General features: G+C 41.9%; 11 protein-coding genes. 1 reads left to right on the top strand and 10 read right to left on the bottom strand.

Annotated elements, in window-relative coordinates:
* Positions 1–3 precede the first annotated feature (3 nt).
* From AC1DXF_RS06105 to AC1DXF_RS06065, 9 genes are all read right to left on the bottom strand, one after another.
* A complete protein-coding gene (locus tag AC1DXF_RS06105; RefSeq protein ID WP_477447167.1) occupies positions 4–1,560 on the bottom strand; it encodes a GH39 family glycosyl hydrolase in 1,557 nt (518 codons plus the stop codon).
* Positions 1,561–1,584: 24 nt separating this feature from the next.
* Positions 1,585–3,672: a beta-galactosidase gene (locus AC1DXF_RS06100; RefSeq protein ID WP_477447165.1), complete on the bottom strand. Its 2,088-nt coding sequence runs from the start codon at positions 3,670–3,672 to the stop codon at positions 1,585–1,587.
* A 151-nt stretch (positions 3,673–3,823) separates the two neighbouring features.
* Entirely contained in the window at positions 3,824–4,042 is a 219-nt protein-coding gene (locus tag AC1DXF_RS06095) for a hypothetical protein (RefSeq protein ID WP_477447163.1), read from the bottom strand.
* 117 nt (positions 4,043–4,159) lie between these two features.
* Positions 4,160–5,689, bottom strand: coding sequence for a cellulase family glycosylhydrolase (locus tag AC1DXF_RS06090; protein WP_477447161.1), 1,530 nt, complete (start codon positions 5,687–5,689; stop codon positions 4,160–4,162).
* Between the two features lie 76 nt (positions 5,690–5,765).
* Positions 5,766–7,262, bottom strand: a complete 1,497-nt coding sequence (locus AC1DXF_RS06085; protein ID WP_477447159.1) for a glycan-binding surface protein — start codon at positions 7,260–7,262, stop codon at positions 5,766–5,768.
* Between the two features lie 24 nt (positions 7,263–7,286).
* Positions 7,287–8,903 carry a RagB/SusD family nutrient uptake outer membrane protein gene (locus AC1DXF_RS06080; protein ID WP_477447157.1) on the bottom strand — a complete coding sequence of 539 codons (1,617 nt, stop codon included), beginning with the start codon at positions 8,901–8,903 and terminating at the stop codon, positions 7,287–7,289.
* 29 nt (positions 8,904–8,932) lie between these two features.
* A complete protein-coding gene (locus AC1DXF_RS06075; RefSeq protein WP_477447155.1) occupies positions 8,933–12,109 on the bottom strand; it encodes a SusC/RagA family TonB-linked outer membrane protein in 3,177 nt (1,058 codons plus the stop codon).
* An 818-nt stretch (positions 12,110–12,927) separates the two neighbouring features.
* Positions 12,928–17,130, bottom strand: a complete 4,203-nt coding sequence (locus AC1DXF_RS06070; RefSeq protein ID WP_477447153.1) for a hybrid sensor histidine kinase/response regulator transcription factor — start codon at positions 17,128–17,130, stop codon at positions 12,928–12,930.
* Between the two features lie 353 nt (positions 17,131–17,483).
* Positions 17,484–19,175 (bottom strand): cellulase family glycosylhydrolase, encoded by a 1,692-nt coding sequence (locus tag AC1DXF_RS06065; RefSeq protein ID WP_477447151.1) that lies wholly within the window; start codon positions 19,173–19,175, stop codon positions 17,484–17,486.
* A 467-nt stretch (positions 19,176–19,642) separates the two neighbouring features.
* Between AC1DXF_RS06065 and AC1DXF_RS06060 the strand changes: the two genes are divergently transcribed.
* Positions 19,643–20,185: a Crp/Fnr family transcriptional regulator gene (locus AC1DXF_RS06060; protein ID WP_477447149.1), complete on the top strand. Its 543-nt coding sequence runs from the start codon at positions 19,643–19,645 to the stop codon at positions 20,183–20,185.
* A gap of 62 nt (positions 20,186–20,247) precedes the next feature.
* On the opposite strand, the gene AC1DXF_RS06055 is transcribed toward AC1DXF_RS06060, so the two are convergent.
* Complete coding sequence (locus AC1DXF_RS06055; RefSeq protein ID WP_477447147.1) at positions 20,248–21,792, bottom strand: carboxylesterase/lipase family protein; 1,545 nt, start codon at positions 21,790–21,792, stop codon at positions 20,248–20,250.
* Positions 21,793–21,925: the final 133 nt, after the last annotated feature.

Raw genomic sequence — 21,925 nt, 5'->3', positions numbered from 1 at the left:
CGGTTAGCGTTTAATCAGGTTTACCAGGATGACATCATTTTCCCGGATATCAAATTCGCGAGAGTATACTGTATTGGGTTTTATTACGATTTCCTGTTTTGTTACAGGAGAGCCATTTTCTTGTTTTAACTTTTCAACCTGCTGCTTGTTTAACTGTCCGGGCCTGCCCATATCAACATAGCCTGTGTATGCATCGTTCACCCTATAACCTACTTTATAAACTTCCATCGTATATTTTCCGGCAGGTACATGCGATAGATTTATTTTCACTTTCCCTTTTGGTTTGGCGGGCAAATTCTTGATGTAATAAGATTGATTATTGACAGAATCCGGCAAAGTATAGGTATAATCCCATAATAATGCCTGGATATCCCCTTTATCATTTTTGCAAACCCATGAACGTGTATCGGTATTGGCTAACTCAGTTCCTCCAAGTTTATTCATGAATTTATAAGAATAAAAAGCCGGTTTGTTTATGCCTTGAATGTTGAGTAAACCAAAACCTCCATGGAAAGGTGTGAACCGTGGGCCTGGTTCTTCAAACACATCGGTAAAAACCCAGTACGACATGGAGTTGGCAGCATTGCCAACCTGTTTTAATTTTTCCAGTATATAAGCGGCTTCATGATAACTATCGTGAACAGGATCAGCCGGTGTGTAGGATGAACTCCATTCCGTATAATGCAGTTCCAGGCCGGGTTTTTCTGATTGAGCAATTTGTTTACGGGAATTCAGCACGTCGCCACTTACGGCCAGCGAATCTTTACTTAATACCGTGCCCGAATTGCCATACTCATCCAGAAAGCCTTGGTTTACCCCATAAGAATGGGTACTTACAAAATCGATTGGAATATTATTCTTGCTGCAATGGCTTATCATTTCGGGAACCCAGGCCGCGCCTGCAGTGCCTGGGCCGCCTACTTTATATTCGGGGTTTACGCTTTTAACCGCCCTTGCAGAATAATCGTACAATTTAAAATAATCGTCTTGCGTCCCCGTCCAGAATCCGGGAGATAAGTTAGGCTCATTCCATACTTCAAAATACCACGACTTTACTTCCTCGGCACCATACCGTTCTGTAAAATGCTGAACAAGGTTGGTTATGAGCGCCTGCCATTTGTTATAATCTTTTGGAGGGGTAACATTGCCACGCCACCAAAAAATTGTCTGGCTTCCGCTTGCCAGGGCATTAGGCATAAAACCCAGTTCTACAAAAGGCTTCATCCCAATTTTATGCAGAAAATCAAACAGCGCATCTACATACATATAATTATACTGAGGTTTCCCTTTTGAGTCTTCGGTATACACGGCCATATCATCGGTGAGTAAGCCATGCATGCGGATATATCGAAAACCACATTGTTTTCTTACGTATTCCAGTTGTTGCTGCCAGTCGGCACGTAGCCCTTCATTTGCCCGACCTGCGCCTACGCAGGCGTTAAACATGGCATTAAGCTTACCCGATGTCTTGTTTAAATCTACATTAATCGCTCTTTGCCCTTTTACATTTGCCAAAAAAGCGAATTGCGAAACCACCAATACCCAAATTATTTTTTTCATCTGTTTTGTTAATTCTTATTAAAATTATTCTGTCCACACGAGCACGCCCGATGGTTTTAGTGTTTTATCCCCAATTAAAACCTTTGCTTTTTCCGGCAGATTTACCGTGTAGTTTTCTGATGAGTAATTTAATGCTGTATAAAAGCCATCGCGCCAATAAACAAATACACCGGGAGGATAATCCTCCGTTGTAGCACCGGCATCTTTATAAATCTGCCTCAACAAATCTTTTTCTAATTTAGAATCATCGGTATCTACGCCGATATAGGTTACGTAGCCTTTGCCAATCCGGTGTTTTACTACGGCAGCTTTTCCTTTATAGAACTGGTTATTATATGTGGCCAGCACACCGGAAGTATCATCCGGCACAAGCAAATCGGCCCAGCTATGCCATGGATAATGATTTGAATTCATCAGAATATCGCCTTTACCATATGATGAAAGCATATCGGTTTGGCTTACATGGGCACCAATCAGGTTTGAAATGGGCAGGGCGGTCTCCCATTCCCAAAAATGGCCCCTGTGATCTTTGGTACCCGTACGGCAGGTAATAACCAGGTGACCGCCTTTGGCTACATAGTCATTCCATTTTTTTACCAATGCAGAATCAATCATTTCATAAGCGGGAACGATTACACATTTATACTTAGACAAATCTGCAGTTTCCTTAATGACATCAACCGGCGCTCCCAATGACCTTGCAGTTTTAAGGAATTTTACCGGGTAATCCCATGTATTCCATTGTCCTGTCTGTCTTTGTCTGTCAATGCTCCAGTAATTTTCCACATTCCACAGCAGCGCTGTTGACCGTGCGGCCAGCTTTGCGGGCATCTTCGCGCCTGGCGTAAATTGCTTCCTCAGTTCTGTTATTTCTTTCATAAACTGCATATAGTCTTTACCGCCCTGCGAAGGTGTTACGCCATCCGTTTGTATTACAGCGCCATGATATTGTTCGGCGCCATATAAAATTTGACGAAAGCGGTACGAACAGGCGACCTTGCCTCCAGCCGCAAAACTGTGGTACAGCCATAACCTAACAGTACCCGGTAAAAGCAGCGGATTGTAGCTCCCCCAGTTGACGGGGCCCGGCTGAATTTCCAAAACCCCCGAGACACCACCCACAGATTTGTAATATTCTGAAGCAAAAAGAACGACATCGCTGTTGCCTAAACGGAAACCTGATTCGCCAATGTTGTCAGATCCCCCGTTTGGATATGCCGTGTATGTTGCGAAATCCAGTTTCGTAGTACGGTTAGGATCTGAACCGGTGCAAACGGCAGTATAGTTGGTGGTAATAAATTGCGCCTTTGAAACGTTACCGCGTAAAACTTCTGCCTGAAAATCAAGGAACTCAGCCTGCGCATCTGCCGAATACCTTTTAAAATCCAGTAAGGCATGGGGATTATTACCCCACCAACCTACAAGGTTAGTATTAGGGATGATAACCTGGTCAAAACTATTAAACCACTGGCTCCAGAATGCGGCACCCCAGGCAGTATTTAATGCGTCAATGGTTTTGTATTTATTTTTCAGCCACGCTCTGAATGCTTCCTGTGATGAGGGACTATAGTCAGACACAGCACCCGGTTCATTATCTATTTGCCACCCGATCACGTTTTTGTTCTGCCCGTATCGTATAGCCATTTCCGCTACTATTTTTTTTACAAAGCCACGGAATTTCGGATTGACCATTGACTCTAATCCACGCGTACCATTCTCCGCACGGATATAGTGGCCATCCATAACAAACGTCTCCGGATAGTTTATCCGCATCCATGTTGGAGTTGTTGCAGAAGGCGTGCACAACAAAACCTTGAGATGATACTTTGTGCAAAGGGTCACTACCCTGTCGAGCCAGGTAAAATCAAACCGTCCTTCCTCGGGTTCCATTTTAAACCAGGCAAATTCGGCCAGGTGAACAAACTCAAAACCCATGTCTGATATCTTTTTTATATCCCTTTCCCATTGGGCTTCACTCCAATGTTCGGGGTAATAATAGATACCGGTTGTTACCAAATCTTTTTCCGGGAAAAAACGGCTGGCTTCCTGTGCTTTTAACGCAGCCGAAGGGATTAAGATCCCCAATACAATTGTTGTTAATAATTTTCTCATCAAAAAGGTCCTGGGCTTTTCTATAGAAGCTGTTATAAGTTGTTTCACCATAAATTTCATTCAGCATTATCAATAATATCATTTGTTATAAATGCAGGCGATATTGACTCTGCAATTATTCGAATGCAATTTGCGGTTTTTTGTGTATATATTAGTTAACACCCTTGTTAAGGGCGACAATTGTCCGTTGATCTTTTACTGAATAATTTTGCCTGTCCAGAGCACCACCCGTATCCCAGAAAAATGGCAGCATCCCGTTGGCTTTCGCTTGTTTTGTAATATAAGTTAGCCAATAATCCACAGCATCGTTATGTGTTGTTAAATATAAGCGAACGTGTTTACTGTTGTTTCGCCTATAGTTTATTTTCATTTACCCCTAATCTTTACCTAAAAAATTCATCTGAACAGAATACTGTTCAGATGATCTTTTTTACCACCCACAATAGGTGAACTTTAACGAAAGGTTTTATATTACTTGTTGCTTTGCTTAAAACCCTGCGCCTTTTTTTAGCGAATCTAATGCCTGCCGGTCTCCTATATATGCGGGCACACCGGTATTTGGCCGCTGAAATATACCGCTGGCCCATAAAAACGGCTGCACACCATGTGCTTTGGCTTGCTTTGTGATATAAGCATAGTAATGCCAACCCGATCTTAATGCCAATATCGAATCAGCCGGGTATCCGGTTAATCTCTCAGCGTGATATTGTATGTCAAATTCGCCCATAACTACCGGGATACCCTTATCGACAAATTTTGTTTTAACGTCTTTAAATGCGTTATCCATATAAGCTTCTTCTGTTGAGGCTACGCAGTTGCGATCCAGGAAGAGTGGGTTTTTTGTATGAAAGTCTTTTCCCCAGAAATATAATTCTTTTCCCCAGCTTGCGTCCATAGGTGTGGTACTACCGTAGCCACCTAATATGCAAAATTGCGGCGGGCTATAAAAGTGAAACTCTACCATCATTTTATGAGGCGTAGGGTCGGTAGGTAGTGTCGGTGTTTTATACGCATTGGCCGGATCAAGGTAAGAAGCAAGCAAATCAAGTGACGTAGAAGGCGACTGAATAACTATCGAACGATAAGCGTTTTTACCACCGGTACCACGCACTGCATCAATAAATGATTGGTGATAACGCATTAAGGTAACGGTTGTGGGTATATCACTTGCATTGGGTTCATTGGCACTGGCAAATATCAAATGCTCATCAAAATCCCGCATCGCCGTGGCTATTTGCTGCCAAATTGCCTTATGCTTGGCATTAACAGTATCCTGTTTAGTACCTGTAACTGTGCAGTCGATATAACCCTCGTGGTGGGTATTAAGTATCACATACATATTGTCGTTAATGCAATATTGAACAACTTCTTTTACGCGGGCGAGCCAGAGTGGGTCTATTTCCTCAGTTTGGTTATTTATTATGTGGTTACTCCAGGTGCAAGGAATCCTTATGGCATTCATACCAGTTGATTTTACCAGGTCAATCAGCTGCTGGGTAACTTTAGGGTTTCCCCATCCGGTTTCCCATCCGGGCGCATCCAAAGTGTTATAAATGTTCCATCCCATTGTCATTTTTGCGGCCAATTGCGTGGCAGTGCTGCCCATGCCGGCTGCATCGGGTGCTTTTGGCGATATATTATATGAAGGGTAGATTTGGGCATTTTGCATTATGGTAATTCGCCTTCTTTGACCATTAACCGAAGTTAAATTTAACACCGTTGACCGGGTACTGCCAGATGAATTTGCTGCTGCCGTAAATTTAATGGATGCATCACCGCTATTGCCCGATGTCTTGTCTAAATGCAGCCATCCTAAACCGGTAGTATCAACACTCCAGGCGGCATTGGTGGTAAATTTTAAGTCTATAGTTCCACCACCATCCGGTATAGCATCTGTTAAATTGGAAAGCGTTAGCTGTGCGGACGGTGTTGCTGATTTTTTACAAGAAACCACAACCAAAATCGCAAAAAACACTCCAAGTATCTTATACGCCGTCTCTATTTTCATTATCTTCATATTCGTTTTTTATTAAAATTCATCTTTTAATTAGTTTAAGCTCCACGTCAGTATGCAGCCGTAGAGCTTAAACTGTTTATTTAATTTTAACAACTCTTAAGTTATCAAAAGCACCATAAAAACCCGTTGCAGTGGCCGAAGTACTATAATTATGTATATATACTGTACACGAAGTATTTCCTGATGTACCTACCAAATCGGCAAGTTTGGATATTGATTCCCCTTTGCCCTCGCCAAGCGTAGCATCTGCTTTACGGAACGATGAGAACGGAATAGTCACCGTTATCCAACCTTTTGTTGCGTACGCTGCGGTTGTCGTCTCATTTTTTTGCCATGGTTCCCATCTGGCTATAGGGCTGCTATTTACGCCGCTTAGAATATCAATTGTACCGCCATTCCATGGTTTTGAGATATTTACATCAAATTTAAACGCCCAATCGCTAACCGCGTCATTAAGATGAGATGCCGGCACCCATTGCGCCCCGTTCATGAGTATTGCATAATTAGAGTACGTATTCCCTTCGCCCTTAGTCATAACGCCGTTTTTCAGCACCATGAACAAGCTTGAATTACCAGGAAAGTCTGGGTTGTATGGAGGCCATCCGGAACTCGGATCGCCACTGGTGAGGTTGGCTCCGCCCCACCATTGCCAGTTAAAGGCACCACTCCACTCCCAATTTGATATTGCACCTGTTGCTATATCGTTTACATTGTACACGGTAGCAGCTGTACCAAACTTTGTAGTTACAGATACCGGTCCGCTTTTGCTTAGCACAGGCAAAACAAAACGAACAGAACTTCCATCACTTGTTTCTTTAAAGGAGGTAATCGGGGTACCTGCAAACGATAGTGATTGGATATTTTTAAGATATGTACCATAAACAAACACCGAATCACCCTGCCGGGCATTTTCATTTGAAATGCTGGTAATGGTTGGCGTTGCTACTATTTTCATATTAACAGTACCAGCCTTGGCGACCACCAATAACTGATCGGTGGGTGTTGTTGCCGGCATCAGAAAACCAAGGGAAGTTCCGTCGAGGTTTGATTTAAACGACGAAATTGGAGTTCCGCCATACAAAAAGCGTTGAACCAGTACTAAATTTGTACCATAAAGGAAAACAGAATCGCCCGGGGCGGCAAATACGTTAGATATGGCCGTAACTGTAGGTGCCGGCGGGCCTAATTTAAAAGAGAACACTGTTGAACCTGCCGTTGTAACATACTTTACCGTATACAGTTTGGCAGTATCAATTGTTGAAAACTGTATGGCAGGGATTTGCACAACAGCACTGCCGGGGGCAAATAAAGCAATGTTAAAAGAGGCAGGAACCCCGTCAAAATAAATTTGAGTTGCATTTTGCAAATTCTGCCCGGTTATTACTACCCATTGGCCCTTTGCTACAGCGCTATGCAAAACCGTATCATTAGGCGACGCCACATAACTTTTAATAGCCGCGATAACCGGAGGGGCACTACTGCCGTCAGCATTCTTTTTACAAGCTGGTAATAAGGCCACTATCATGAATAAAAGCGGCAAAAAAAACAAGCTTAGGTATGATTTCTTTTTCATAACAATTTATTTAAAATGTTTCAATTAATAATATGGTACCGGTGGAGCCGCCAATTTCGGATCGGAGGATAATTCGGATGCCGGAATTTGCAATGTAAATGAACTGATGGATGCCGCAACCGCAGATGGAGCAGCAGTAGTATCCCTTGTTGCCTTACGCGTTGCAGGATCATAACTAAACGTTTGACGGCTGTGAGTGGCATCCTGATCGTTAAGCAACTTCACTGCTGCCATCGGACTGTAAAAAGAATATCTGACAAGGTCTATCCAATATTGCCCTTCAAAAGCAAGTTCAACTCTTCTCTCTTTAAGTATTGTAGGACCGTCCAACTTAGTCAGAGGGGCAACGCCAGCCCTTGTCCGCACCTTATTAAAATAGCTTAAGGCATCCATATCTGTAGTAATACCATTGTTACCTAAAATAGCTTCGGCATATACTAAATATACATCAGCCAACCTGAGCACTGCGTCATGCTCAACTGATGACGTATAAGTCATTGTTGGCGCGTTGTTATCCACTTCGTTGCCAATAATGTGTTTTTTTAAACCAACGCCTGTTGATTTAAAACCACCACCTGCAGCATTCAATTCGGGGTAATAATCTCCGTTGAGCATAATAGTGGCTTTGCGCCTTATTGTATCATCAGCTGAGTACATCTTATACAAATCCCAGGTTGGGGCCAAGCCAAACCAGGCACCGTTTTTTTGAGGATTTATAGAATTGCTTGGTGAAAAGGTTAAATACATGTTACCAGTTTCCCAACTCGTTTGATCTGGCGACCACTGAAATGCAAACAATGCTTCGGGGTTATCGTTGTATTGCGACCTGAAAAGATTATAATAACCCAGGTGGTTCGCGTCATCCTGCCCAAGAAGCGTTAATCCGCTGTTTTTACACACATTGCCTGCATATTTTTTTGCACTGTCCAGCAATGCCGTGTTGCGCTGCCCTTCCTGTTTGCTGCCCACACCTGCCATTGTTAAATACGCTTTGGCCAGCATTCCTTGCGCCGACCAGGTGGTTAGCCTGCCTTTGTCATCTTTTAAAGGAAGGTTTCGTGCGGCATAAGTTAAATCGATGGTGACAAATTTAAATACATCAGCAACAGTATTACGATAAAGCATAGGGTTTTCAATCAATTTGGAATTGTCCTCAACAATTGGCACAGCGCCCCAATAAACAGCAAGGTGATAATAAGCTACCGCACGTATAAACTTAGCTTCGGCAATAGCAGCATTCCTGGTTGCCTGCGGGATAGATGCCGACGCTGTGTTCTGTATGGCATTAATAACATTATTGCATTGACCGATCACATTATACAAACCTGTCCAACCCGAATTTAAAATGCCATTATTCGCCGTAATTGTACGACTAAAAAGCTGCCCCATATCATCGTTATAGCCTACGTGACCGGTTCCGCTCAATATATCGCCCAATTGCAACAGCGCATTATAATGCCATTGCCCCCAAGGCGCACCTCCATACAAACTGGCAGTAGCCAACCTTAAATCATTGGCGGTTTTGTAAAAATTAGTAGAGCTGATTTTCGAGTTGGATGGGCGGTTCAAGAATGCCTTTTTACACCCGGCAATTGCTGCTCCGAGTAGCAAAAAAAATACAATTTTATTAATTGGTTTCATAAAATATCTTTTTAAAATTGGTAATCATTTTATTTGTTAAAGGTTAGGCTTGCACCAATAGTAAATACGCGTGGTAAAGGATAGTTACCACCATCCACACCGCCCTGAAGGGGATTCCATGTACCAATTTCAGGATCCATCCCTTTATATTTTGTGATTACAAATACGTTGGATACATTAGCGTATACACGGAGTGAATGCAAGAATACTTTCGACAACATGCTTTCTGGCAAACTGTAATCTAACCTGATATTTTTACAACGCAGGAATGAAGCATCTTCGATCCACAAAGTAGAAGGACGATTATTATAATTGGTGACATTATCCTGTCTTAAACCTACAACCGATGTATTTGGGTTTGAAATATACACGTTGTTAATATCAGATGACGAACCTTGTGGATTTACCATTGCATATTTCGCGTAATCTAATACCTGGACAAAATAGGATGTGTTATTTTGTGAACTGGTTTGTGATACAGCCAATTGGTTATAAACTTTGTTGCCATAACTACCACTGAAGAAGATATTCAGGCCGAAATTCTTGTAGGTAAATGAATTGTTGATCCCATATTGGAATTTAGGGAGAGGTGAGCCCAGGAAAGTTTGGTCTCTGGTATCGATAATACCATCACCATTCAGGTCCTTAAACATACGGTCGCCGTACCAGATACCGCCATAAGCAGGAGTAATTGGATAAGGTTTTCCGCTTTGATCAGCACTCCGGGCATGGTTTTGAAAATCACTTGGCTTTGCAAATATGCCATCATATATGTAGCCGTAAAATTCGCCTATTGCCTGCCCTACTACGGTTTTTTGAACAGAGGTAGTTAAGCTGGCATCACTTCCGCCAGAACCTAAACTAAGTACTGTGTTCACATTCCGTGAAAAGGTAAAATCACTTTTCCATGAAAAGTTTCTGATATTGGTATTAGTAGTGCTAATACGAAAATCAAACCCTCTGTTGCGGATAGAGCCAACGTTTACATAAGGTGCATCCATGGCCCCCGGCGACCAACCAGAGGTAGTACCGCTAAATTCAGGAAGCGGGACTTTTAATAAAAGCCCGTTTGTTTCGCGGTCGTAAGCATCGAATGACAAGTTTATGCGGCCATTAAAAAACGTTGCGTCAATTCCGGCATTATAATAATTTGTTTTTTCCCAGGTTACGTCTGGATTTGCCAAATTGCTTTGAAACTGCGAAACACCTGATAAACCGGTAGGAACTGTTGTAAGTTGGGTTGCATAGGTATTGCCCGGTATACCCTGGTTATTGGTAAGCCCATAACCAAGTCTCAGTTTCAATTCATCTATAGATTTTACATTTTTTAAAAACGCCTCGTTATTAATTTTCCAGGCAAATGCTCCTGAATAGGTAACAGCCCAATTATGGTCAACCGGAAAATTTGAAGAGCCATCGTTGCGCAGGTTGCCGGTGATCAGATATTTATCATCCCAGGAAAAATTAACCCGGCCGAAATAAGATTCCGATGCGCTACCAGGACCACGATCGCCACCGGGTGGGGTCGTTAGAGTAGGATCAGCAGCACTAATAACATGCACATTATTTGAAACGAAATTTTTACCCGAAGCACTTACCTTTTCGTAATAATCTGTATTTGCTTCGTGCCCTCCTAAAATACTGAATTTAGATTTCTTGAAATTATGGTTAAAAGTTAAATATTGGCGCCATGTGGTGAAGTAGTCGTGATTAATATCCGAGCTGGCATTGCTAACGGTGTTGGAGGCATTGTTTGTTGCTGTACCAAATGAATAAACCGGATTAAAAGTATCGTGGGTGCCAAATGTGAAGTTACCAGATACTTCTGTACGGAATGACAGATCCCTTGTAAACTGTATTTCTGCATAAGCGTTGGTATACGCCTCGTATCTTGCAGATTCGTTTTTTGTAAGGTTGGCTATGCCTACAGGGTTTGCAACAGGTGGTACCCAACCATCCGAGGTGGTAACGCCACCATAGGAACCATCGGCGTTTTTTACCGCAACATCGGGTGTCAAGCTTAACGCCTGGCCAATTACACCGCCATCAGTGGCAACTGTGTTTTCATAAACACGAAAAAACTGAAGGCTGGTTCCTAATTTTAACCATTTGGTAGTTTTAGTGTCCAGGTTTATACGTACTGAGTATCTTTTGAAAGCAGATCCAAGCGCTATACCTTGCTGATTGAAATAAGACCCCGATATATAATATTGGGTTTTTTCATCGCCTCCGCTTACAGAAAGTGTATGATTGGTCATCGGCGCTTTACGGAATAATTCACTTTGCCAGTCGGTACCTTTACCTAAATATTGCGGATTGGCTAATTCCGGCCTTGTACCGTAGCCCCAAACTTGTGCGCGGGCATTCAAAAATGTTGCCAACTGTTGTAAGTCCACGGTAGGGAGCCTGTTACGAATCTCCTGGTAACCGGTATAAAAATCGTAATTTACTGTTGGCCGCCCTGCTTTACCTCTTTTTGTGGTAATAACGATAACACCATTGGTAGCCTGCGAACCGTATATGGCAGTTGCAGATGCATCTTTCAATACGTCGAGCGATTCGATGTCGTTAGGATTGATACCACTTAAGGGATTGGAACCGTGACCAGGGTCGGTAGCTGGCGGAATAATAACACCATCTATAACAACCAATGGCGCATTGGCGCCTGATATTGACGACACACCACGTATTTGAATAGATACGCCACCACCGGGCTGACCTGATATCTGTTGCACTACTACACCGGCAACTTTTCCTTGCAGGGCCTGGTCAAAAGTAGTGGGCTGTGTTTGGCGCAATTCGGTACCAGTTATTGAACTGATAGAGCCCGTTACATCTGGCCTTCGCGATTTACCATAACCGATAACGACTACCTCGTTCAAATTGCTGGATGTTGAATTGAGCTTCACGTTAATTGCTCCGGCTTGTTTAACAGTTATCTCCCGTTTCGCAAAGCCTAAAAAGTTAAAAACAAGCACTTTGCCCGGTTCAGCGGCTATATTGTAGCTACCATCAGCGCTGGATATAGTGCCGAGGCCTGTGCCTTTAATTTTAACGCTTACTCCCGGAATTGGCTGACCATCGTCTGCACTTGTTATTTTCCCGGTGATATTTACCGTTTGTGCATGGGCAGAAAAATAAAGGAATATGCCCGTGATAATTAATGAAATCTGGTATTTCACTCTCTTTTGTAAATTTTTATCCATCTTTTAAAAGGATTTTAAGGTTTGATAATTGGTTCATTGTTCTTTGGTTAGTAATTAATTGGCTTTAATTTTTACTCATACTTGCTTTGTTTAATAATTAACCCCGACAAACAACCGCCAAAAAAGATCCGTTTAAACCTAATTCACTGTCAGTTCCTGCACACTAGTTGCGCACGAGCTATCAGTAAAAAATCTAAACACAGTCAGACACCTGCTTGCTAAGGAAAAAAATAAATTAACTCTTGGTTCTATTAATAATTGGTGGAACTCTTTTCAAAAACGGCATATTTAAACGTGCCGCATCGACCTTGTATTCCTGAGAGTGAAGCTATGATAACTGAAAAAGGGAGGGGCGGCAGAGTTGACTAAAAATATAGACCAAATGTTCAATGAAATATAACAAACTGAAAACAAGATACTTAAACAACAAAAACAACCTGATTTGGATTAAATACCTTGAAAAACCGCCAACTTAGTGGATAATTCCATATACCCGGCATCATAAATACGTTAATCCGGTATTGTAGCCCCGCAGCCGCAATACTATCTGATCGTGGTAAGCTAAAACTTAGCTACAATGAATGAAGTAAAAGTTTAGACAAAGGAATTCAGTTTATAATAAGCAAGTACAAAACTTAAATACGGACAAGTCCGTGCGATATGGCTGCACACCAACTTATATGGATTAAAAGTTAACATTGCAAAGCCGATAGCGGGATGCTTTATCATCCTGTTGGCGCGCCAGGCAGTACTTTTAAACAGTCATCTCTGCATGATTACCAACTGCTCGTTTCGGGAGTATTTGTTTATGAAAGGCGTTATTCGTTATTTTCTGTTTCCGACAGTTTCTTTGGGCGAATAGAACTGATATAGGCAGAAGGAAGAGTCTTATACTCATCCTTGAATAGTTTTGTAAAATATTTAGGGGTATTGAAGCCGACTTCATAACAAATCTGGCTGATTGTCATTTGACTGTTCTCCAGTAAATACACCGCTTTTTTTAGTCTGATGGAACGAATAAATTCAACCGGCGATTTGCCGGTAAGCGCCAACACCTTATTATATAACGATCCGCGGCTCATGTTCATCTTGCGGCTCAATTCTTCTACCGAAAGGCTTTCGTTTAATATATTCGATTCTATATATTCAACAATACTCCTTAACAGTTTCTCATCTTCGTTTTGTAAAGGCGTTTCCTGCAGTTGCACGTCCATTTGCTTTTTGTACGTCCGCTTATAGGTATCCCGAAGGGTTAAGATGTTTTTGATTTTTGAAAGAAGTATTTCGAAATTAAAGGGTTTTGTCATGTAATCATTAGCACCAATTTCCAAACCTTTTATTTGTTCTTCATCACCCGTTAATGCGGTTAGCAAAACAACGGGAATGTGCGATGTACGTTTATCATTCTTTAGTTTTTTGCATAATTCAATTCCTGTCATCTCGGGCATGCTGATATCGCTTACAATAATATCCGGATGTTGCGAAAGGGCCTTTTGCCAGCCTTCCCTTCCGTTTGAAGCTTCGATTAAAAAGAATATATCTTTTAAGTTGTCCTTCAGGTAAAAACGAAAATCATCGTTATCCTCAACTAAAAGAACCACCGGCTTTTTATTTGCCCGTTGCTGTTTGGGTACGGCTTTAATTTCACTGTGGCTGTCTTCACCCGGATTCCCGATATCAGCCTCGTCGACGGCTACTACATCCGTTTCTAACCCAGCATAAACAATAAATGGCAATTTAATGATAAAACAGCTGCCGTGATCTGGCTCACTCTCAACCGTTATTTCTCCTCCATGCATCTTCACAAACTCATGTGTAATTGCCAGGCCAATGCCGCTGCCTTGATTGATCATCGACTCAGGAATATCGTGTTGAAAAAAACGCTCGAAAATTTTACTTTGTTTTTCAAGCGGAATGCCAATACCTGTATCAATCACCTTAATCTCAAGCGGGGCGTCGGCAGTCTTCCCATCTACATTGAGCAAAACGCTTACCTGGCCGCCCGACGGCGTAAATTTAAAGGCATTTGATAGCAGGTTAAACAATATCCTTTCTATCTTATCGTGGTCAAAACTGGTAAACAACGAGTCAATCGAGGTATCAAAGACAAAATCAATCCCTTTTTCTTCGGCTATATCTGTAAATGACATGCTTATTTCGCTGATGAACTTCACAATATCGCCGGGCTTGCTATGCAATTTCAACTCCTGAACTTCCATCTTACGAAAATCAAGCAGCTGATTTACCAGGTTTAATAATCGCCTGGCATTCTTTCTTATCATGCTCAGCTGCTGTTTCTGTTCCTGATCGGCACGGGTAAGCATTTTATCAACCGGCGCCATGATCAGCGAAAGGGGCGTTCTGAATTCGTGGCTTACATTCGTCAAAAATTTAGTTTTCAGCTGGTCAAGCTCCTGCATACGTTTAACTTCCTGGCGCTCCTGTTCTATCAGTAATTTTGCTTCCTGCTTTTCCTGTTCAGCTGCGAATTGCCTTCTTATTTTTTGTATACCGCGTTGCCGGATAAGCAAAAGGATGCCCAGAAACAGTACCACATAGACAACATATGCAAAAGTTGATTTCCAAAATGGCGGCAATATTTTGATCTTTAACGAAATATAATTGGGATTCCATGCACCACCGGAATTGGATGCCCGCACCTTAAATACATAATCCCCCCCATCAAGGTTAGTATAGTTGGCTTTTCGTGTTCTATTATCCGCATTTACCCAACCTTTATCAAATCCCTCCAGCATATACTGATATTTTACTTTTCCGGGATTGAAAAAATCAAGTGCGGCAAATTCTATCGAGAAGATATTTTCGCTATGATTAAGTACAATGTTGTTTGTTAACGATATTACTTTTGATAGTACCACATGCCCGTTAATAGCCTCGTTGGCTGATACACTTTTATTGAAAAGCTGAAAATCGGTAAATATCAATTGTGGCTTATTAACGTTGGGTCCTAAGCTTTTAGGGTCAAAAATATTAAAGCCGTCAACACCTCCAAATATCAATTCGCCACTGCGTGTTTTTAAAGCGGAATTCATATTAAATTCACGGCCTTGCAAGCCATCCGTTTCGTCAAAGTTTTCGAAATGAAAACTAAAACCGTTACCCTTCGGTGTTAAGGTGACATGGCTTAACCCATTTGAGGTGCTCACCCACATCGTTCCTTTGTTATCTTCCAGCGTTTTCGATATTGAATTTGCCGGGAGCCCATTTGTTTTTGTCAGCGATGTAAAATTATTTGTCTTTGGATTGAAAACACTCAACCCTCCTGATGTCGCTATCCACATCAAACCACGGCTGTCCTCGTTAATGCTGTTTACATTATTGTCTACTAAATTATTTGCGTCACTGCCATTTGAGATGTAATGAGTTACCCCTTTCCCATTTTTCAGTATTACATCTACACCAAAATATCCTCCGGTCCATATATTGCCACGCTTATCCTCAAACATTGCTGTTATCATCGGAGACCTGATTTCACTCTGTTTAAAAGGATGATAAAATATTTTTTTTGAACGGTCGAAAATTTCAAGACCTCCGGCAAACGTCCCTATCCATAAACGGTGCGACGAATCTTCCAGAACACTCCAAACCCTGTCATCAGCTATACTGGTGGTTACTTTATCATCATGTTTGTAATGGGTAAATTTGGTTCCATCAAAACAGTCCAGACCACCAAAATAGGTTCCTATCCATAGTTTTTGGTCATAACCAACACATAAGTCAACAATAATATCATTACTCAGACTATTTGTGTTTCCCGGATCATGTTTATATTGTGTAAACCTACCTGTTGTGCGGTTAAAATAAATCAGGCCGCCCCCATTGGTGCCAATCCAGAGGTTTCCGTGCTTATCTTCTATAAATTTGTAAACATCGTTAAAACTTAAACTACCAGGATCTGAGGCAAAATGCCTATAGAGCGGAAACCTGATGATATTTTTATGATAATAACTTACTCCCTTTTTAAAAGTACCCGCCCACATAATACCGAAGATATCTTTATAGAGGAATACACTGTTTTCCCTTAATGATGTGGGGTCATCTTCCCGGTTTAGCAGATAAGTAATTTTGAAATCCTTTTTGTCCAGTACATTTATGCCCCCATGGTCAGCGGTAATCCATATCAGGCCATCATCGGCCTCAACAATACTGGTAATTACCTTCGCATTTAACTTTGCCCCGGCCGATTCCTTATCAATATGCCGCACAACCCCTGTTGAAGGGCTGTAGTAAAATATACCAGATTCCTTATAAAATGCGTAAAGCCACAAATCATTGTCGCGATCTACCATTAAAGAATAATCCCCGCTTTTATAATTTGTTGCCTTATTAAAGGCATCCGTATGGTAGCTAATTTTATTAAGTTTAATATCAAACATCTCCACTATGCCATTACTATAAACTATCCATACATTGCCTTTAGCATCGGTAGTGATGTCTGCAATGGAACTTGAATATAACAACGGGGTGGAACGATTGCTATGAAAATAGTGTTTTGTTTGCTTGCTTATGGCATTGTATCTGTAAATACCTGAATCGGGGAACAAAAACCAAAAGTCTGTTGAGCCAGACCGCAATATTTTAGAGACGTGGGGATAAGCAGGAAGTTTTAATGAATGAAGCAACGGCCGCATATCACCGTTAAACTGTTCCGTTTCAGGATCATAAAAACAATATCCACTACGGGTTAGTATCCATAATTTTTTATCAGGGCCTTCAAAAATCCTGTAAATAAAATCGTCACTAACTGAATTTTTATTATTGCCATCGCGCTTAAATACTTTAAAAGTATAGCCGTCATAACGATTAAGGCCCGATGCAGTGCCAAACCACATAAAACCTTTAGAATCTTTAAATATACAATTAACCTGGTTGTGTGAAAGCCCGTTACTTATATCGAGGTGTGAAAACCGGTACTGACTGCTTTGTCCAAAAACATTTACGTATCCGAAAATTAAAGTAACTGTAAGTAAAAAATAATATTTTATGCGAATGGAGATCATTATTGAAAGCCCAAAATCAACAGATTAACTTTTATAAAGTTAGTACACTAAGGTAGCACAAATGTTGTATAATGAGCAGACATGATTCAATTTTTACGCCGATTTTCAAAGGATGAGTTATTAAAATAAAAATGCGTCCGTATCTCACCCCGGACGCATTTGACCTGTCTTTTTTTAATTACAATCACAGTATTATTGTGATCTCTTAAAAAAACGCGTCCGTATCGCACCCCGGACGCGTTAACCTGCCTTTCTTCAACTAAATCACAACTTTATTGTGATATCTTAAATGTTTTTTTTTCTGGGCTAACAGCATTTTTTTTAACAGGTTGTTTAAATTTGTTCGTACCAGTTTATATTTTCACAAATCCCCATTGCTGATTTTTGGCGCCGGTGTAATCCGATTGATCAACGGCAGTACCATTTCTAAGCGAAGTCGCTGTTGAAGATGAAACAACTTCCAGCGCTTTTCCGCTATTTACATTTACAATTTTAAAGTATCCGTTATCGGTGGCCTGGATTATCCAATTTTGATTATTACCGCCTGTACCTGAGTAAGCCCATATGTCTGCGATACCTCCGTTGGAGCCAGACCAATTATAAATTTCCAAACACTTTCCGCTGGCATGCATAGGCGTTAACAGATAGTGCCCGCTGCTCCCGGCTTGCACCTTAAATTGCTGGTTTTGTCCGACTAAATAATCCCATTGACCCGCCGTTGCCCCATTAGCACTTGCCCAGCCGCCAATCTCTAAAGCTTTAAAACTGAATCTGTTTACAATCTGATACACACTTCCAACCTGAATTGCAGATGAAGCGGCAGTCTGTGTTCCTTGCACAAGCGCCGCTAATTGCTGTTGATCTTGTACAGCATACGTAGACCTGTTAATGATATAACCTGTATCCCAAAGAAATGGAAGCATGCCGTTTGCCAGTGCCTGGTGCACAGTATAATTATACCAATAAGCCCTTGAGGCAATATGGAGATCATAAGCATCTCCTGTAAGAGATCGGCGCCCTGCTGCAAATTCTCCCATTACAACCGGGATGCCTTGGTTAACAAACTTCGTCTTCATCGATTGGAAATATCCATTGAGGTCCGACTCCTCCCCATAGGTGGCGTTGCGTGTAGGATCGGTGGTGGAGTGATATCCCGCCCCCCAATAATAAAACATGTTACCCCAAGATGCGTCTCCGTCCATCAAACAGAAATTGTAAGGGGTATAGTAATGTACTTCAACCATCATACGGTTGGATGCCGGATCTGAGGGAAGGGTGTTCATCAGGTTGTTTGTTTTTGTAATATCTGTACTTGGCCCCTGGACAACCAAGGTTCTGTAACTGTTGTGCCCGCCGGTTGATCTGACAGCGTTGATAAAAGTTTGATGATAAGAAAGCAGAATACTCATCCCTGTGGCATCTGAAGCGGGAGGTTCGTTAGCGCTGGCAAAAATCAGGTGTTGATCAAAACCGCGCATTTGGGTTGCAATTTGCTCCCAAAGTGCCTTTTGTTTGGCATTAACTGCAGCCTGCGCTGTGGTTGTAATATTGGCATCCAACCATCCACCGTCCCAATGTATATTTAATATTACATACAAACCGTCGTTAACACAGTATTGCACAACCTGCTGCACGCGGGCGAGCCAGGCCGGGTCTATTTTTGCAGTTGTTGAATCCGGCACATGTGACCAATTCCAATTACAAGGAATCCGTATCGCGTTAAAACCGCTTTGTTTTACCTTGTCAATTAGGGCCTGGGTAATGTTGGGGGCTCCCCATCCGTTTTCATTATTTACTGCTTCCATTGTGTTGCCAATGTTGTACCCTAACGTCATATTTGCAGCGAGTTGAGCTGCCGTACTGGTCATCCCTGTTTGATCGGGCGGAAGTGGCGAAACGTTGTAACTCGGATAACTGGTTGCAGTCAACGTCTTTTTACTGGTTTTAGCAAGCGGCTTAACGGCCGAACCGGGAGTTTCCTGTTTGTGGCATCCCGACGCCACCAGAATGATAGCGATACCGAAAAAATAGTTTAATGTTCTCATATTGAATGTAAAATTGGTTTCTTGTAAAAAGCGATAAAAATGAAATACGCACAGACTATTGCGGCTGTAACAGACCCATATAGCAGCCTGATTACATCATCGGCAACATCCAGGTTCATTCATATGCTTGTATTAGATTATATAATTGGTAATTAATTGTATTTATTCCCGGCCATAAAAAACGATAGCTAACAATACGATCTTCGTTTCAATAACAGTGCTTTCGTTTCTTATCCGGAAACAAAAAAACAGTTATCGTTAATTTGAAAATGCGCTCAGGTTTATTGATCGGGCAGCCAAAAATATAGACAGGGAAGATGGATGAACGGGTACAAAAGTGAATAAATAGGGCACGAAATGTTCAAATTGACAAATTTCCGGTACCAACTTATACTTATGTAGTATATTTGGCCTTCAATTAGTTATAATATTCCCCCTTCAAAGAGTATATGGAATTGACCCAATACATGAATAGTAAAATAAAGTTCAATGCAGAAGAAAGCAGTGTAATTGATGCCGCTTTCAAGCGGGAGTTTTATCCTAAAGGGACTATACTGGCAGACCCCGGTAACCGGTCGCAAAAAGTTCATTTTATTGAAAAGGGAATGATCCGGACATTTTATAACAAAGACGGAAAGGATATCACTCATTTCTTTTTTGACGAAAATGCCTTTACAATGTCGTTGGAGAGTGTTTATTTTAACAAAATAGATCCTTATGGCAGGGAGGTTCTTGAAGACACTACATTGAGGACTATGCACTTTACGGAATTTAATGCTTTAGTTAATAATATCGATGCATTCAAAGATTTCTTTTTTATTGTAGCGGTCGAGACGATAAAACAATTTTCGGACAAACTTTTTTCGCTACAGTTCCAAACTGCAGAGCAACGGTACAAGTCGATGATAGACAATTATTCAAATATTTTATTGCGGGTGCCGCTTGGGCATATCGCTTCCTATTTAGGTATTACCCAACAAACCCTGAGTGTTATAAGGGCCCAGAAATAAGTTTTCATTAAACGGCACCAGGTAAAGTTTTAGTCACCGGAACGATTTCATAATGCCAAATGTTATTTAATCCTGGTTTCGCCATCGGGTGAAAGCCTCCACTTGAAATAACCATCCAACACCTTTAACGATGTGGCGCCCGGTACGGGGCCGGTATGTACAGTTTGCGAAAAGTACATAACAACAGGATTAGCATCGCTAAAAGCGGGCCATTTAGGCTCTCCCGACCCGTTTGGATCGCCATACTTCGCAAAATTTGTCCAATACGTGCCCATCGCATCTGAAATATCCAGGTCTGTTTTAGTAGTTTGCGGACTCGAGGTATCCAGCGTACCAAATACATAAGTTACTTCCTGTCCATGGGGCGATCCATATCCTGCACGGGGCGAACCTTCCGGATAATCGGGATGCTGATCAAAATAATAAAAAAAAACCTTCGATTTACCCTTTGACTGTAACCTTGCCCAACTCCAGGTATGCCAGCCAAACGCGGCATCCCGCATCAAATCACGGGCAGTTTTAGCAACATTATCGGTGCCGGCCGGATAAGCTTTAATAAGTTCATCAGCAAACTTACCATAGCGTTCTTTTACCGCGGCAACATAATCTTCCGGAGTTTTTGGAGGCGAAAAGCTAGCGCCCTCGTCGGAGTTATAACCTACCAGGACAGGTACATCGTTATATTTCCCCTCTTCATAACGTTTATACTGGTCGCCAGGTATTACCCGGCCATCTATAACAGGCCAGGCTAATCCACGTACCTGGGGCAGTTTATCTGCATCTATCTTTCGCAAATTGGCAATTGAAGTAAAGCCGGCATCTTTAACGTATGCTGCGCCGGCAGCTTCCGCAACAGGCAAACTTTTCATATTTTCGCCCGGATAAGTTATATTACGTGTAGGGCCGAATGAGCCGCCGCTTTGGGAGATTGCACCATGGAAAAGGCCTCTAGCCAACGGGCTTGCACATAACATACTTACCGCGATACCCCCTGCCGATTCACCAAAAATAGTGACTTTATTAGGATCACCGCCAAAGGCAGCAATATTTTCCCTGATCCATTTAAGGCCCGCGATCATATCCAGCAGGCCATAATTTCCCGAAACATGATTGGGGTTTTCGGCGCTCAATTCGGGATGCGCCAAAAACCCTAGCTGTGCTACCCGGTAGGCAATGCTTACCAGCACCACACCTTTTTTTGCCAGCTTTTCCCCGTTATAAGATGGTTCGGCAGTTCCCCCAAAGTTAAAAGCACCGCCGTATATCCACACCAGCACGGGTATTTTGTCTGCAGGCGACTTAGCCGGCGTCCAAACGTTCAGATACAAGCAATCTTCACTTTTTCCTGAAACGGGGTTGCCACCCTGCATAGGCTCCGGCGCAAATTTATCGGCCAGCCGAACACCATTCCATTTTGCGGCGGGTTGCGGAGCACGCCAACGCAACTCTCCTACCGGAGGCTTGGCAAAAGGAATGCCTTTATAAATGGTAAGGCCGCTTTCAAAAGTTCCTTGTACCAATCCCTCTTTCACCTTAACAGGAGAAGGTTGAGCGCGTACAAATTGAGCGGCAAGCACCAAAGCAAGCAAAAAAATCAGGTGTCTCATAAACATTTATAATTGTTGGCTTATCAAAGCTACGTTAAATGAATGATCTTGAAAGCCCTATTTAATAACAAAATATCTCATTAAAAACCTGCGCGATTATTTTGCGTACCCTTTTCATTTTTTAAGATATCTT

The organism is Mucilaginibacter sp. P2_A5 (assembly GCF_056404995.1).
Note: the sequence above shows the minus strand (reverse complement) of the source record. Positions and strands in the feature narration are given on the sequence as shown.